Raw genomic sequence first — 14,032 nt, forward strand, 5'->3', positions numbered from 1 at the left:
GGGGCGGCCGGAGGCGCCTCCGGGAGCGGCGGTGGGTTGGCCGCGGCGGACTGGGCGGGCGGCGCCCCGTACTGCGGCGCGCCCTGCCAGGGCGGGCTCTGCGAAGGGGCGGCGGGCGGCGCGCCCATGGGCGCCGGTGCTCCGTGCATGGGCGGCGGGCCCATCGGCGCGGGCGGCGCTCCGTAGCGCGGCGCGGCGCCGGCGGCCGTGCGGGCCTTCCACCGCGACGGCGCCAGCGACGCCACGATGAGCGTGATCCCGAGCAGGAAGAAGATCCCCATGGAGGCGAGCGTGGTGTATCCGAGGTCGAAGTCGCTCGGCAGGTCGTTCGTGCGGGGATGGGTGAGGGCCCAGCGGGGCGACGCGAACCAGACCACGCCGATGCCGGTGTAGACGACGCCCGGAACGAGGGAGGCCAGCGGCGAGAGCCGGCTGCCCGTGATGAGGCCGAGCAGCACCGCGGCCACGAGGAAGCAGCCGGCGCCGATCCACAGTTCCTTCCCGTGGTAGCTGCTGAACCTCGCGGCGCCGAAGCTCAGCACCATGCGCAGCTTGTTCCCGCCGTAGGTCATGCACAGCGCGACGGCCGGCGTCGCGACGAGCCCGACCACCACGCCGAGTCCGTGGCGTGCTCCGTTGGACATGACACCTCCGAACAGCGGCGGGCGAGATCCCGCCAAACCTAACGGTGTGACGGGCCGAAGGCCACGGGAGTTCGCAGGTGAGTTTGCTTTTTGCCCGCTACTGGACGGATTCGCCGGGTTTGATCGGAGTGGGCTGGCCGAGCCGCGGCGGGCTGGTCAGGAACCCGACCCCCCAGGTCAGGTGCATGGTCGCGAACACCAGCGGGAGCCGCACCCAGGCGGACAGCGGCAGCCCGCGCCCCTCCATGGCGGCGCCCGCGACCATCGCGACCGCGTACCCGCCGGGCAGGATCCAGCCTGGCCAGAAGCCGAACGCCCCGGCGACCGCGCCCGCCGTCATCGCGACCACCGCGACCGGCGGCGCGAGGTAGCGCAGGTTGAGCGTGCCCTGGTGCTCGCGGCCGACGACGCGGCGCCAGCGCCCGGTGTGGAAGTACTGCTTGGCGAGCGCCCGCAGGTTGGGGCGGGGCCGGTAGGTGACACGCATCCGGGGGGTGAAGAAGATCCGCCCGCCGGTCTCCCGGATGCGGTGGTTCATCTCCCAGTCCTGCGCGCGGACGAACGTCTCGTCGTAGCCGCCGACCCGCTCCAGCGCGCTGCGGCGGAACGTCCCGAGGTAGACGGTCTCGACCTCGCCGGCCTCCCCGCCGGTGTGGAAGCGCGCGTTGCCGACGCCGAGCTTGGACGTCATCGCGCGGGCCACGGCCTTCTCGAACGGGGTGACGCCCTCGGCCGCCATGATCCCGCCGACGTTGTCGGCGCCGGTCTCCTCCATCGTCTCGACGGCGGCGCGGACGTAGTCGGCGGGCAGCAGCGAGTGCCCGTCCACCCGGACGATGATCGAGTACTGCGACGCCTTGATCGCGATGTTGAGGCCCTGCGGGGTGCGGCCGGTCGGGTTCGCGACGACGACGACGCGCGGGTCCTCGCCCGCGAGTCCCCGGGCGATCTCCTCGGTGCGGTCGCGGGACGGCCCGATCGCGAGCACGAGTTCCAACTCGCCCGGGTAGTCCTGGCCGAGGATGCCGCGGACGGCCTCGGCGAGGTGGCGTTGCTCGTTGAGGACCGGCATGACCACCGAGACGGCGGGCCAGGTGCGCTCACCGGGGTCGGAGAGGGGCTTCACGGCGTACCGGGTTTCCTGGTTCATGGCGCGCTGGGCATGGGGAGACGAATTCATGTGGGCTCGCGGGCGCACCCGTCCGGCGGACCGGAGGGAGGCACCTCTTCCTCTCTCTTCCTCGCTTGTCTGACGCAGCCCACGCCACCCAGGTTCGCGTGCGGGCCGCCGGGGTGTGGTCAAGACGGCGCCACGTTACTGCAAGGACACGAGGTCCAGGTAGCGAACGGACGGGTGTTCCCCACTTTAGAGTGGTGTGGACGCGCAGCGGCACGAGATCATCGGGAGGCGGCGGCCGGCATGGCAGACGGGCACGACTCGGGTCGCGGTGACGCCGACGACCTGGAGCGCTACTTCCGGCCGCGCCCCGGCGCCCACGCGGCGGGCGACGACGGCGACGGCGACATCGAGGGCGTCACGATCGAGGGGATGCCCGCACCGCGGGTGCCGGTGGAGGGCCCGCGCGGCCCGCGCCGCCCCGGCCGGGGGCTCAGCCCGCGGGCCGCGATGAGCGCGCGGCGGCAGAAGCGCTTCCTGACCCTCACCGGGACGGCGTCGGTGTTCGTCCTGCTGACCTCGGGCGGCGCGTGGGCGTTCCAGAACTACGTCACCGGCATGATCGACAAGGTGTCGGTCGGCGGGCTCGGCAAGGGCGCGGACGCGCCGAAGGGCGCGATGACGATCCTGGTCGCCGGGGTCGACCGGCGCGAGGGGCTGACGAAGGAGCAGCAGAAGGCGGCCAAGCTCGGCCACTTCGAGGGCGAGCGGTCCGACACGATGCTGCTGGTGCACGTGTCCCGCGACCACGACAGCGTGTCGGTGGTGAGCCTGCCCCGCGACTCCTACGTGACGATCCCGTCGCACAAGTCGAACGGGTCGGAGGGCGCGAAGGGGGCGCGGGTCTCGGCCCGTCCGGGCAAGCTCACCTGGGCCTACCAGTTCGGCGGGCCCGACCTCGCCGTCAGCACGGTCAAGCAGGCGACGGGCGTGTCCATCGACCACTACGTCGAGGTGAACTTCTACGGGTTCGTGCACATGGTGGACGCGCTCGGCGGCGTGGACGTGTGCACCGAGCAGGCCGTCGACGACAAGAAGAGCGGGCTGAAACTGCCGGCCGGCACGTCGCACATCGACGGCCTGAAGGCGCTCGCGTTCGCCCGCGCCCGCTACTCGCTGACGGGCGGCACCGACCTCGGCCGCATCGACCGGCAGCAGCAGTTCATGGCGTCGATGCTGAAGCAGGCGCTGTCGACGAAGACGCTCACCGACCCGGTGAAGTCGACGAAGTTCCTGAACGCGTCGCTGAAGTCGCTGCGCGTGGACGAGAAGCTGGCCGACGATCTGCCGAAGCTCGCCGACCAGATGAAGAACCTGTCGACGGACGACCTCACGTTCGCGAAGGTGCCGCTGTCGAACCCGGGCTACAACACCGTGATGTGGAACTCGCCGACGCCGCAGTCGACCGTCCAGTGGGACAAGGGCGAGGCCCAGGACCTGTTCAACCGGATCCGGCGCGACCAGCCGCTCGCGAAGCAGCCGGCGAAGCCGAGCGCCTCGCCGACGCGGAAGCCGGAGGACGCGCTGACGGTGCCGCCGGACGACATCTCCGTCCGCGTCCTGAACGCGATCGGCACGCCGGGCCTCGCGACGACGGCCGGCGGCCAGCTGAGGAAGCTCGGGTTCAAGGTGACCGTCGCGCCGGGCGTGGCGCGGCGCGGCCTGCAGACGACGCAGATCCAGTACGGGCCCGGCCGGGAGGACTCGGCGAAGACCCTCGCCGCCGCGATCCCGGGCGCCAAGCTGAAGAAGGTCTCCTCGCTCGGGTCGCGGGTGCAGGTCATGGTCGGCGCGAACTGGGACGGGGTGAAGAAGGTCGAGGTGGAGCCGTCGCCGTCGCCGTCGGAGTCGTCCGAGATCGACGCGGGCACGGCCACCCAGAAGCTCTGTCATTAGAATATGGTTCTAGACATGATGGAGGCCTTCTACCGGCCGCTCGGCGGCGGACGGTTCGCCAGCACGCCCGCGACCGCCGGACCCTGGTCGCCCGGCTTCCAGCACGGCGGCCCGGTGTCGGCCCTGATCGGACGAGCCTTCGAGCGGCATGACCCCGTCCCCGGGACCCGGGTGGCGCGGGTGACGGTCGAGATCCTGAGCCCGGTCCCCGTGGCGGAACTCGACGTGAACGTACGCGTTGTTCGTCCGGGGAAGCGGATCGCGCTGCTCGGCGGGGAGATCACGCACGAGGGGCGTCCCGTCGTCCGCGCCACGGCCTGGCGCATCATGGCGGCCCCGGCCCACCTGGTCCCGGTCGTCCACGGGTCGGCCCCGCCGCCGCTGCCCGACTCGCCGGGGCCCTTCGGCGACTGGCCGGGCGTGCACCTGGACGGATACCTGAGCGCCATGGAATGGCGGCTCGTCCGCGGCGCCTTCGGCGAGCCCGGCCCCGGCACGGTCTGGGCGCGGCCCCGGATCCCGCTGGTGGCCGGCGAGGCCGACACGCCGCTCGCCCGCACGCTGACGCTGGCCGACAGCGCGTCCGGCATCGGCAGCCAGCTCGACCTGTCCAAGTGGATGATCATCAACACCGACGTGACCGTCGCCCTGCACCGCGACCCGGTGGGCGACTGGCTGTGCCTGGACGCGTCCCTGGACGCCAGCCCCGGCGGCAGCGCCCTCTGCCAGGGCACGCTCGCCGACCGCTCCGGCGAGTTCGGCCGCGCCCTGCAGACCCTCCTCGTGGACGAGCCCCCCGCCTAAACCGGGGACCAAGAGCCTTGATCACAACTCTACGTTCTTGATCGACTACTCTGGGTAGCTATGGATCGACAGAGCTGAAGCCACTTCTCAGGAGTGCACACACGATGTCGACAAGGACGCTCGGCCTGGTCACCACGACCGCCGCCATCTCGCTGGCCCTGACCGGCGGCATCGCCGCCGCCGCGGCCGCCGCACCGCCGCCGACCCCGCCGGAGACGGGTTCCGCGTCCGGCGCGAACCCCGCGCCGGACCCGGACGCCGTCCCGGAGAACCCGAACGCGGCCGACCCGGACGCCGCCCAGCAGGACCCGGCCGCGGCCCCGGAGAAGCCCGCGCAGCAGCCGCCCAAGGCGAAGTCCGCCGCCAAGGACGGCACCGACCTCGCGGCGTGCATGGACGCGAAGTGCGAGGTCGAGGTCAAGGACGGCGACGAGATCGCGCTCGACAAGAAGTACGGAATGGACCCGATCCACGTCAAGGTCGACGGCACCCGGGTCACCTTCAGCATCCGGGAGAACGGCTCCAAGATGCTCTCCTCGATGGATGCGTCCTGGTCCAACTCCGCCACCAGCTACAACGGCATCATGCTCCGCCCGCACAAGGCCAAGGACGGCAGCATCATCCTCAACATGTCCCACGCCTGACCCGCCACCGGGGGACGGGCCCCAACGCCCGTCCCCCGGGCTCAACGCTCCATCGCCCTGCCGAGCACCTCATCCGCGTGGACGGCAGCCTGAGCGAACGCATGCGCCTTGACGGCCATGCACGTCCGCCGTAGCGAATCCTGCTGTTCTTCCTGTTCGGCGAGCCGCGCCCAGTACCTGGCCTGGCAGGCCAGTTCGTCGCGAACTTCGGCCAGCGCACCGACCGCCGCCCAGCGTCCCCGACCGGACGCCCTCCAAGGCAGGACGCGACCGAACGGCACACCGATCACGGGACGAGGTCCCACGCGGCCCAGACGACCTTGCCGACACCCAGCACGTAGGTGCCCCACCCGGACGCGAGCGACTCGGCCAGCATCAGCCCCCGCCCACCCTCGTCCAGCAAAGCGGCCGGCGTGACCTGCGGCAGCGCAGCATTGTCGTCACGCACCTCCACGACCAAATGCGCGGCGCACAGCCGAAACCGCAGGAGCATCATCGCGATGCCGCGTGTCTCGATGTCCGCCCCGCCCCGCTCACCGGTCGCCTCCAGCGCATTGCTGACCAGCTCCGACAGCACTTGCCGGCACTCCCACCCGCGGGACTCGTCCACCTCCCACGACCCCAGCAGCGCACGAGCGAAGTACCGCGCGACCGGCACCGCAGACGGCAATGCCGCCAACCCGAGCATTTCCGCCCGTACCGGCCCAACACTCACCGGAGGCCGCGTCTCGGACTTTACGGCTATGGCAGAAACAGACATCGAATCGTCTCCAAGTTCGAATGGCTGGATAAGCGAATTCCGGTGACCACACTCACACACCGAGTTACTCTGTGCTACGGCCCCAATACGCCCCAGCGGGCACCCCCAACCCAGGCAGGGGACCCCCCATGTCAAAGAATCAAGAGACCTACACCCGCGACCCGCTACTGCGCACATTCGGCGCGGTGCTACGCGCCCACCGAGAAGCGGCCGGCCTGTCGCGCCCCCAACTCGCCCAGGCGCTCGGCTGCCAGCCGGGCTGGATCGAAAAGCTGGAGACGGCCCAGAAACCACCGTCCGAGCAGACGGCCAGCGACCTGGACGTCTACTTCAACACCACGGCACAGCTCTTCTGGCACATGTGGCGGGAGATCAAGCGCGAGGGCAAGCACCTCGCCGCCCCGCCCGGATTCTCCAGGTACACGGAGATCGAAGCCGACGCCGTCGCCATGCGGTGCTTCGAAGCTCAGGTCGTGCCCGGCCTGCTGCAAACTCCGGCCTATGCTCAAGCTGTATTGAGTTCCGGCCTGCCGCTCGACGCCCTTGATGAGCGCGTTTCGGCCCGCATGGGAAGACAAGAGTTGCTCACCCGCGCCGACGCGCCTCGTATGTGGTTCGTGCTCGACGAGGCTGTGCTCCGCCGTCCCGTCGGCGGCCCGGGAGTAATGCACGAGCAACTCGCCATGCTGGTCAAGGCGGCGACAACGAACCCGCTGGTCGAAATCCGGGTATTGCCTTTCACATCCGTGACTTACGCGGGTTTGGACGGTTCCTTCTTCGTTGTCAGCCTTCCGGGTGGAGTGGACGTCGCTTACCATGAAGGTCCCGAGATCAGCCAACTGATCGATGACGGAACCACCGTCGCGGAGTACAGGGTACGTTTCGATCTGGTCATGGGAGAGTCGCTTCGATCCGACGAGTCTCTCAAGCTGATCCAGCAAACCCAGGAGGGCTACGCGTGAGCACCACAAGCCGGTCGGCTGCCAGGTGGCGCAAGAGCAGCCGCAGTAGCGGCCAAGGCGGCGCCTGCGTGGAAGTTGCGGCGCTCACCCCCACCATCGCCATCCGCGACTCCAAGGACCCCAGCGGGCCGCGTCTGGTCCTCGACGCGGACGCGGCGGCGTCCCTCCTCACCGCCATCAAGGCCGGGGCTCACGACCTCCTCTGACGCCAGACCCCGGAGCTCGGCAAGCCCGTTCCGGAGGTTCGTGCCGGGCTTGAGGAGCTGGCGGCGGCGCGCCATCTTGTGCTGGACGAGCACGGCGCGATCGTCATGGCGCACCCGTTCTCCGCAGTGCCGCTCGGGTTCTCGGTCATGGGAGCCACGACGCTGTGGTGGGGCGGCTGCGCGTGGGATTCGTTCGCACTGCCGAACCTGGTCGCCGACGCCGATCCGGCGCTGGTCGCCACCCGCTGCCGGCGTGCGGCACCGCGCACGCCTGGAACGTCACGCGCGAGAGGGCTCCCGCCCGGTGACCAGGTGGCGCACTTCCTCGTCCGACTGGAGGCCGGTTATGTGCGCCGCGAACCGTCCGCCGCAGCCGCCTACCTGCGCTCCGTAGGACTGACCGGACCGTTCTGGGGCACCTGACACCTCCTCCGCATCCGACGGCCCGACCTTCAAAAAGACGACTGGATCGAGCCCTACCAAGTGCGCCCCGCACAGCGGGTCGCCTTTTAGAGTCGTCGGGTGCGCTTGTACTTGTCGTCGTTTCGCGTGGGCGACCACCCGGACCGGCTGCGGGCCCTACTGCGCGGCCGGGTCGACATCGCTGTGATCGCCAACGCCATCGACGCCCAGGCGGAGGACGAGCGTTCTGCCGGGGTCGAGCGCGAGGTGGAGGCGCTCCGGGCGCTTGGGCTGCGCCCCGCTGAACTCGACTTACGGCAATTCGCCGACCGTCCGGCGGAGGTCGCGGAGGCCCTGGCTTGGTTCTCCGCCGTCTGGGTGCGTGGCGGGAATGTGTTCGTGTTGCGGCATGCGCTGGCCCTCAGTGGTGCGGACGTCGCTCTCGCCGACCTGGTGCGGCGTGATGCGCTGGTCTATGCCGCGTACAGCGCGGGCGCCTGCGTGCTGGCGCCGAGCCTTCGCGGCCTGGAGGTGTGCGACGACCCACGGTCGGCCCCTGCCCCGCCAATCTGGGACGGCCTCGGCGTCCTGGATCGTGCCTTCGTCCCGCACGTCGACTCCCCGGACCACCCCGAGGCCGAGACGCTGACCGCCGTTGCCGCGCGCTACCGAGCCGACGGCGTCCCCCACTATGCGCTACGCGATGGAGACGTCCTGGTCATGGACGGCCCGGAGAGTCGCGTTCGGGGAGTCGCTCCCTGATCAGGTTCGCTCGGCTTCGGGGTCTCGTCGAGGTGCTGGACGGCGCGGGGAATCGAGCAGGCGTAGTGCGCCGGTCCGGACGCGGCGTAGATCAGCGGGACGCGGGAGCCACGTACTTGTAGCAGGTGAGCCACGTGGTGTCGATGTTCACCGACGCCCCGGCCGCCGCGTAGGCGCCGGCAAGCGCACTCTCATTCTGAAGGACCCAGTCGGCCGCCTCAGGGAAGTCGGCGTTGACGGTTTTGACCAGCTTGCCGTCGAGGTAGAACCGCAGCGAACCCGGCATGATCTCCGTCGAGTAGGTGTGCCACGAGGTCCATGCGGTGCCGGGCGCCACGTCGGCGCTGGACTCCTTGAAGCCGTGCGTGAAGACGCTCACGGGGTCGCTGGAGAAGTTCCCGCCCGCCTCCGGGTAATCCACCTCGTTCGGCGTGTAGCGCAGGTGGGCCATCTTGAAGCCGGGGGTGCGGGTACGGACGACGAACCGTTCGGTGAACTTCCCGTACCGCAGGTTCATGCATTTCCGGGGAACCACGGCGGCCACGGAGTTGACGGAACCGTTGGAGGTCATCTGGACTCGCATTTGGCCGTCCCCGTTGGCCGCCGTGTAGACGCTCACGGCCTTCTCCGGCCGGTAGTACCCGCCGAACGTCCGGCCGCCGTTCCCGTCGGCTCCGCTCGTAGCGGTGTCCGGCCAGCCCGAGGGGTACGCGCCCAGCGTGTCGTAGTAGTGCGGGTAGCCGGTCTTCAGTCCGGCGCAGCGGAAGTCTCCGTCACCGGCGCACGCGCTGAACGCGCCCACGGGCACGTCGCCGCCGTTGAAGTTCTCCGCGTAGAGCTGGACGAAAGGACCGCAGTCGCCGGAGGGAATGCTGTTGTTCGTCACTGCACAGGCGTCCTGTGAGGGAAATGTGTCGGCAGCCGAGGAGGCTTCGGCAGCGAGTGGCACACATACGAAAGCCATCGCCATTACGGCGACGGCCTTTCGCACCATCGAAGTGGGGGGCATCCGGCACACTATATATGTCTCCGGCTTTGCCAGGCGCGTTTCAGGTCGGTCAGGTAGGCGTCCGGGTCCGGGTGGCCGTCCAGGTGGATGCCGCCGCGGTGGATCCGGGTGGCGAGGTCCTTGTCGAAGAGGATCATCGCGGCGGAGCCCGACTTCATGGTCGGGTCTCGTAGGCGGTCGCCGTCGAGGACCAGGTGATCCGGGAATTCGGTGCCGGCCGCGTGCGCGGTGGTGGCCACGTCGTTCTTGGTCCGGTTCGCGCTGCTGAGGTAGAGGTGTCCGAAACTGTCCAGGAGTGGGCGCAGTTCGGGGAGCCAGGCGAGGGTGATGCCGGCGCGGCCGTCGACCACCGCGGGCTTGAGCCAGTCCGGCACGTCGTCCGTCACCGGGACCAGCAGATTGATTTTCCTGACCCGGGACGCCCATTCGGCGAACTGCAGACTCTCCGGGTCGAGGGTAATGTACTGCCTGATTCCCGCGGGGTCGGCTATTGCCATTCCCGTCGGCTGCTCCGCCGGGCGGCCCTTAGCGGTGTTGACGCCGGGCGCGGTCGTACCGGCAATGACATACGGCAGCGGTGAAGGGAACGGTATGACGACCACTCGTCCTGCGGTGAGTTCTTGCGTCGCCATGCGGAGTCCGTCTTGGTCCAGCCGCCGGATCGCCATGGCCGGATCATACCGTCATTCCTGGTCGCCCTTTTTGGGGCAGATGTTCTGGTAGGGGATGTCCGACGGGACGTGCCGGGACCATTCCGCGCGGGTGAGGGGGCGGCCGGCGATGGCGCAGGCCGCCGCCGTGGGGTTCGCGGGCATGGCCGTGTTCCAGCGGCGGACGGTCGCGGCGACGTCGGTCGTGGTGAGGGTCTGGTTCTCGAAGGCCAGCGCGGTCACCGCGCCGGTGTGGCCGGTCAGCGGTGCGCCCAGCTGGCGGTGGCTGATGACGTCCCACAGCAGGGCCGTGCGGTCGTCGCCGCCACTGGCGAGCATGCGGCCGGAGGCATCGAAGGCGAGGGACGCGACCTTGCCTCCGTGGCCGGTGATGGGGGCGCCGCGCGATTGGCGGGTGCCGGTGTCCCAGAGCGAGATCGTGCGGTCCGCGCCGGTGGCGAGGGTTTTTCCGTCGGCGGTGAAGGCGAGTGCGCTGACCGGGCCGCTGGGGTTGTTGAGTGTGCCGAGCTCGCGGTGGGTCGCGGTATCCCATAGGCGTACCGTGGCACCCACACCGGCCGCCAGAGTATGGCCGTCCGGGCTGAAGGCCAGGGAACTCACCTCTTGGGGAGAGTCGCCTAGGTCGGCGATCGGGCGGCCGGTCCGGACGTCCCATAGCTGCACTTTGCCATTGGCGACCGGCGTCGCCGTTTCGGTTCGGGTGCCGCCGCCGGTGGCGAGGTACCGGCCGTCCGGGCTGAACGCCATTGTGTTGATCGTGACGCCCGGCCCGCCTTTGAAAGGGCCGGTCCAGCGGTTGTTCGACCAGAGGAATATTTGGCCGTAGGTGTCGCCCGAAGCCAGGGCCTTTCCGTCCGGAGCGGCGGCTATCGCGGTCCCGCCCGCGAGGGCGTTCGGTGGTGGGGCGATCGGGCCGGCGGTGCGCGCCCGGGTGCCGGTGTTCCACAGCCAGTACGCGATGTCGGTGCCCACGGAAGGGTTGAGCACGGCCAGGGCCCGTCCATTGAGGCTCGGACCCGGCTGGAGCGGTTCGCTCCCGGCGGGTACGAGCGGCCTGGGGTCGGGCTGGTGGACTTTCACGTTCCACAGCCGCACAGCGTTCTTCTTCTGGGACGAATCGTCGCCGCTGACGGTGACCAGCGTTTCCGCGTCGGCGAAGGCGCCCGCAAGGACTTCGTCGGCGGTGCCCGCGTTGACGGTGCCCGCGCGTGCGCCCGTCGCGACGTCCCACATGTCCGTGCCGACGAGGAGCGATTTTCCGTCCGGGGTGAACACGAGTCGCCGCGGGTCCTTCAGCGGGATGCGCGCAGCGAGTCGGCGGCGGGTCACGGTGTTCCATAGCCACACGGTGTGCTTGTCCCAGACCGCGGCGGTCCGCCCGTGAGGGGCCAGTGCCACCGCGTTGGCCTGGGTGGGGATGGGCGCCCGCTGCCGTCCTGTGGTCAGGTTCCAGGTCTGGAGTCCGCTCGCCTGGCCGAACGCCACGATCTTGCCGTCCGAGCTGATCACGGCCGCATCGCTGCTGTGTTCGGACATGGGGCGATAGGAGAAGGAGGGAGGGAAAGGGACCTGGCGAATCCGCTGGCGGGTCTGCGTGTTCCAGAGCCCGGCTCCGTCGGCGCCGATGACCGTGACCGTCTTCCCGTCGGGGGCGAAGGTCACCGAGGAGGGGTAGGGGACGGGCAGGTCGCCCAGCGGCTTGCGCGTGTTCAGGTCCCAGAGCCGGACCATGCCCTTGTTGACCTGCGCCAGTGGCGTCGTGCCGTCCGGCGGGTTCCCCCGGCTTCCGGCGGCGGCCAGGGTCCGGCCGTCGGGGCTCAGCGCCACGGAGACGTGGAGATCCTTCTTGAACTCGGCGTCCGCGAGCAGCCGGAGAGGTGAGCCGACCTGTTCGCGGGTCTTCAGGTCCCATACCGCGACCGTGCCGTCATCGTTGCCGAGCGCGAGCCTCTGACCGCCCGCCCCCACGGTGACCGGGTTGGGCCGGTACTCGCTGAGAGCCCCCCGGTCGGGCCTGGTGACGACGTCCAGCAGGGCGGCGCGGCTCTCCGGGGTCTCGTGAATGCGCTGGGCGGCGGCGGCCAGCAGCGCCGCCGTCCCGGGTGTCCCCGTGAACTGGCGGCTCTGCGCGGCCAGTTGCTGCGAGGCCGCGATGTCACGCTCCTGGCTCCCGGTCCGCTGGGCGCGGACCGCCCACGCGCTGGCCAGCAGCGCCACCGCGGCGGTCACCGCGAGGACCCCGGCGACCGCGCGCCTGCGGCGGCTCTGGGTCATCCGGGCGCGGTGGCTGGCGTCCAGCAGGCCGCGTTCGACCCGGTTGAGGGACTGGGCCCGGGTACCGGAGCCGGCCCAGCGCAGGGCGTCCTCGAAGTGCGCCCCGGACAGGACGTCGGCGCGGCGGTGGCCGTGCTCGGCCCAGGTGCGGGCGGCCTGGCGGATGCGGTGGTGCGCCCGCAGGCCGTCGCGTTCGGCTTCGAGCCAGCCCCGCAACCTCGGCCAGGCCCGCAGCACCGCAGGGCGCGTCAGGACGAACTGGCCGCCGCTCAGGAGCAGAAGGGAGCCGAATGCCTCCACCACGTGCCGCAACGCCTGGGATTCGGCGGCGTCCTGCCGGTCGAACAGCTCGTCGGCCGGGACGGGACGGGTGGCGAGGCTCCCGTCCTCGCCGGGCACCGCGAACCGCAGGAACACCTCGGGGACCAGGGCCTGCATGGCGGGCGCCAGGGACGCGTAGGCGTCCTCGGCGATCTTGCCGAGGGCGGGGTCGCCCGGCTCCCAGCGGGCGTGCAGCCCGGCCTGCGCGGCGCCGGCGGCGACCAGGTCCGCCGGGTCGCCGGAGTCGTCGCGCGGGTCGCGGGTCAGCGCGGAGAGGACCGCGGACGCGGGCGGCCGGGCCATCGGGTCCTTGGCCAGCGCGGCCGCCACCAGCGGACGCAGCGTCCCGGGCAGCGCGTCCAGGTCCGGCTCGTGGGTGCGGACGCGGTGGGCGATCTCGGGCAGGGTGAAGCCCTTGAAGGCGTGCTCCCCGGTGGCGGCGAACACCATGATCGCGCCCCAGGCGAACACGTCGGCCTCGGCGCCGGCCGGGCGTCCCGCGTACACCTCGGGGGCCATGTAAGGCAGCGTCCCGGCGAACCCGCTCTGGGTGGCCGAGCGGGTGTCCAGCACCCGCGCGATCCCGAAGTCGATCAGCCGCGGCCCGTCCGGGCCGAGCAGCACGTTGCCCGGCTTCAGGTCGCGGTGGACGACCTTGGCCCGGTGGATGGCCGTCAGGGCGGTCGCGATCCCGATGCCCAGCCGGTGCAGGTCGTCCCCGGTGAACCGGCGTTCCGGCCGGTCGCCCGTCCCGCGGACGGCGGCCTGGAGGCTCAGCCCGTCGATGTGCTCGCTGACGATGTAGGGGCGCGGCGGCTCCAGCCGCACCTGGAGGATCCGCGCCGTGCAGAACGAGGCGACCCGCTGCGCCGCCCGCGCCTCGGCGGCCATCGCCTGCAGCTCCTTGGGCGACTCCTGCGCCCCGTGCAGCACCTTGACCGCCACCCTGGCGCCGTCGGGGCCGTAGGCGTCGTAGACGACGCCCTGCCCGCCGGCGCCGAGCCGCCCGGACAGCCAGAACTCGCCGATCCGTTCGGGATCTCCCGGCTCCAGCGGATCCGGCATCCGATCACCTCGTCCGTCGCGTCACCCCGCGGCCACCGGCCGCCCGGCATGGCGACCAGAGGTTGATCACCAGCCGGTGTGACGCTACCGATCCCGCGAGAAGTTCGCCCCGAAAGTCGGATCAGACACTTTTCGGCTACTTGAGGAGTTGGCGGGCCATGACCATCCGCTGGATCTGGTTGGTGCCCTCGTAGATCTGAGTGATCTTGGCGTCGCGCATCATCCGCTCCACCGGGAACTCCCGCGTATACCCGTACCCGCCCAGGAGTTGCACGGCGTCGGTCGTCACGTCCATCGCCACATCCGAGGCCAGCGTCTTGCACGCCGACGACACCAACGTCAGATCCGCGATCTTCTCACCGCGCATCGCCCGCTCGGACTTGACCGCCGCGTGATACGTCAACTGCCGGGCACCCTCCAGCCGCATCGCCATAT

Annotated in this window: 14 protein-coding genes and 1 pseudogene; 7 read left to right on the plus strand and 8 right to left on the minus strand. The window is 70.7% G+C overall.

Annotated features, from left to right (window positions below):
* Both E1293_RS48840 and E1293_RS34825 read right to left on the minus strand, forming a co-directional pair.
* A pseudogene (locus E1293_RS48840) lies at positions 1–644 on the minus strand (hypothetical protein); the annotation flags it as partial.
* Between the two features lie 97 nt (positions 645–741).
* Positions 742–1,794, minus strand: a complete 1,053-nt coding sequence (locus E1293_RS34825; protein WP_132202285.1) for a glycosyltransferase family 2 protein — start codon at positions 1,792–1,794, stop codon at positions 742–744.
* A 270-nt stretch (positions 1,795–2,064) separates the two neighbouring features.
* Here E1293_RS34825 and E1293_RS34830 point away from each other — a divergent pair, with 270 nt between their 5' ends.
* From E1293_RS34830 to E1293_RS34840, 3 genes are all read left to right on the plus strand, one after another.
* Positions 2,065–3,717: an LCP family protein gene (locus tag E1293_RS34830; RefSeq protein WP_132202287.1), complete on the plus strand. Its 1,653-nt coding sequence runs from the start codon at positions 2,065–2,067 to the stop codon at positions 3,715–3,717.
* A 15-nt stretch (positions 3,718–3,732) separates the two neighbouring features.
* Positions 3,733–4,521, plus strand: a complete 789-nt coding sequence (locus E1293_RS34835) for a thioesterase family protein (RefSeq protein ID WP_243716979.1) — start codon at positions 3,733–3,735, stop codon at positions 4,519–4,521.
* Positions 4,522–4,625: 104 nt separating this feature from the next.
* On the plus strand, positions 4,626–5,165 hold the full coding sequence (locus E1293_RS34840; protein WP_132202291.1) for a hypothetical protein: 540 nt from the start codon (positions 4,626–4,628) through the stop codon (positions 5,163–5,165).
* A 41-nt stretch (positions 5,166–5,206) separates the two neighbouring features.
* Here E1293_RS34840 and E1293_RS34845 read toward each other — a convergent pair whose 3' ends face one another.
* Together E1293_RS34845 and E1293_RS47915 are read right to left on the minus strand one after the other, a co-directional pair.
* On the minus strand, positions 5,207–5,455 hold the full coding sequence (locus E1293_RS34845) for a hypothetical protein (protein ID WP_132202293.1): 249 nt from the start codon (positions 5,453–5,455) through the stop codon (positions 5,207–5,209).
* Complete coding sequence (locus tag E1293_RS47915) at positions 5,452–5,835, minus strand: ATP-binding protein (protein ID WP_165978530.1); 384 nt, start codon at positions 5,833–5,835, stop codon at positions 5,452–5,454. The genes E1293_RS34845 and E1293_RS47915 overlap by 4 nt, the downstream gene beginning before the upstream one ends.
* Before the next feature lie 218 nt (positions 5,836–6,053).
* On the opposite strand from E1293_RS47915, the gene E1293_RS34855 reads away from it, so the two are divergent.
* The 4 genes from E1293_RS34855 (at position 6,054) to E1293_RS34870 (ending at position 8,257) form a co-directional block, all read left to right on the plus strand.
* Positions 6,054–6,887 (plus strand): helix-turn-helix domain-containing protein, encoded by an 834-nt coding sequence (locus tag E1293_RS34855; RefSeq protein ID WP_132202297.1) that lies wholly within the window; start codon positions 6,054–6,056, stop codon positions 6,885–6,887.
* On the plus strand, positions 6,884–7,093 hold the full coding sequence (locus tag E1293_RS34860) for a DUF397 domain-containing protein (RefSeq protein ID WP_132202299.1): 210 nt from the start codon (positions 6,884–6,886) through the stop codon (positions 7,091–7,093). The genes E1293_RS34855 and E1293_RS34860 overlap by 4 nt, the downstream gene beginning before the upstream one ends.
* 78 nt (positions 7,094–7,171) lie before the next feature.
* On the plus strand, positions 7,172–7,516 hold the full coding sequence (locus E1293_RS34865; RefSeq protein WP_207939267.1) for an organomercurial lyase: 345 nt from the start codon (positions 7,172–7,174) through the stop codon (positions 7,514–7,516).
* Between the two features lie 99 nt (positions 7,517–7,615).
* Positions 7,616–8,257: a Type 1 glutamine amidotransferase-like domain-containing protein gene (locus E1293_RS34870; protein ID WP_132202301.1), complete on the plus strand. Its 642-nt coding sequence runs from the start codon at positions 7,616–7,618 to the stop codon at positions 8,255–8,257.
* A 91-nt stretch (positions 8,258–8,348) separates the two neighbouring features.
* Here the strand turns inward: E1293_RS34870 and E1293_RS34875 are convergent, their stop codons facing one another.
* From E1293_RS34875 to E1293_RS34890, 4 genes are all read right to left on the minus strand, one after another.
* A complete protein-coding gene (locus tag E1293_RS34875) occupies positions 8,349–9,143 on the minus strand; it encodes a family 16 glycosylhydrolase (RefSeq protein WP_132202303.1) in 795 nt (264 codons plus the stop codon).
* Positions 9,144–9,274: 131 nt separating this feature from the next.
* On the minus strand, positions 9,275–9,934 hold the full coding sequence (locus E1293_RS34880; RefSeq protein WP_132202305.1) for a Sua5/YciO/YrdC/YwlC family protein: 660 nt from the start codon (positions 9,932–9,934) through the stop codon (positions 9,275–9,277).
* Between the two features lie 15 nt (positions 9,935–9,949).
* Positions 9,950–13,597: a protein kinase domain-containing protein gene (locus E1293_RS34885; RefSeq protein ID WP_132202307.1), complete on the minus strand. Its 3,648-nt coding sequence runs from the start codon at positions 13,595–13,597 to the stop codon at positions 9,950–9,952.
* Between the two features lie 136 nt (positions 13,598–13,733).
* Positions 13,734–14,032 (minus strand): acyl-CoA dehydrogenase family protein (locus E1293_RS34890; RefSeq protein WP_279473320.1); only part of this gene is annotated, 299 nt, incomplete at its 5' end.

Origin of the sequence: Actinomadura darangshiensis, assembly GCF_004349235.1 — a bacterium.
Lineage (GTDB): Bacteria > Actinomycetota > Actinomycetes > Streptosporangiales > Streptosporangiaceae > Spirillospora > Spirillospora darangshiensis.

Bases quoted from the DNA above. Each gene is read 5' to 3' on its own strand.
- E1293_RS34825 (WP_132202285.1), bottom strand. From the start codon at position 1,794: ATGAACCAGGAAACCCGGTACGCCGTGAAGCCCCTCTCCGACCCCGGT.
- E1293_RS34830 (WP_132202287.1), top strand. From the start codon at position 2,065: ATGGCAGACGGGCACGACTCGGGTCGCGGTGACGCCGACGACCTGGAG.
- E1293_RS34835 (WP_243716979.1), top strand. From the start codon at position 3,733: ATGATGGAGGCCTTCTACCGGCCGCTCGGCGGCGGACGGTTCGCCAGC.
- E1293_RS34840 (WP_132202291.1), top strand. From the start codon at position 4,626: ATGTCGACAAGGACGCTCGGCCTGGTCACCACGACCGCCGCCATCTCG.
- E1293_RS34855 (WP_132202297.1), top strand. From the start codon at position 6,054: ATGTCAAAGAATCAAGAGACCTACACCCGCGACCCGCTACTGCGCACA.
- E1293_RS34880 (WP_132202305.1), bottom strand. From the start codon at position 9,934: ATGGCGATCCGGCGGCTGGACCAAGACGGACTCCGCATGGCGACGCAA.
- E1293_RS34885 (WP_132202307.1), bottom strand. From the start codon at position 13,597: ATGCCGGATCCGCTGGAGCCGGGAGATCCCGAACGGATCGGCGAGTTC.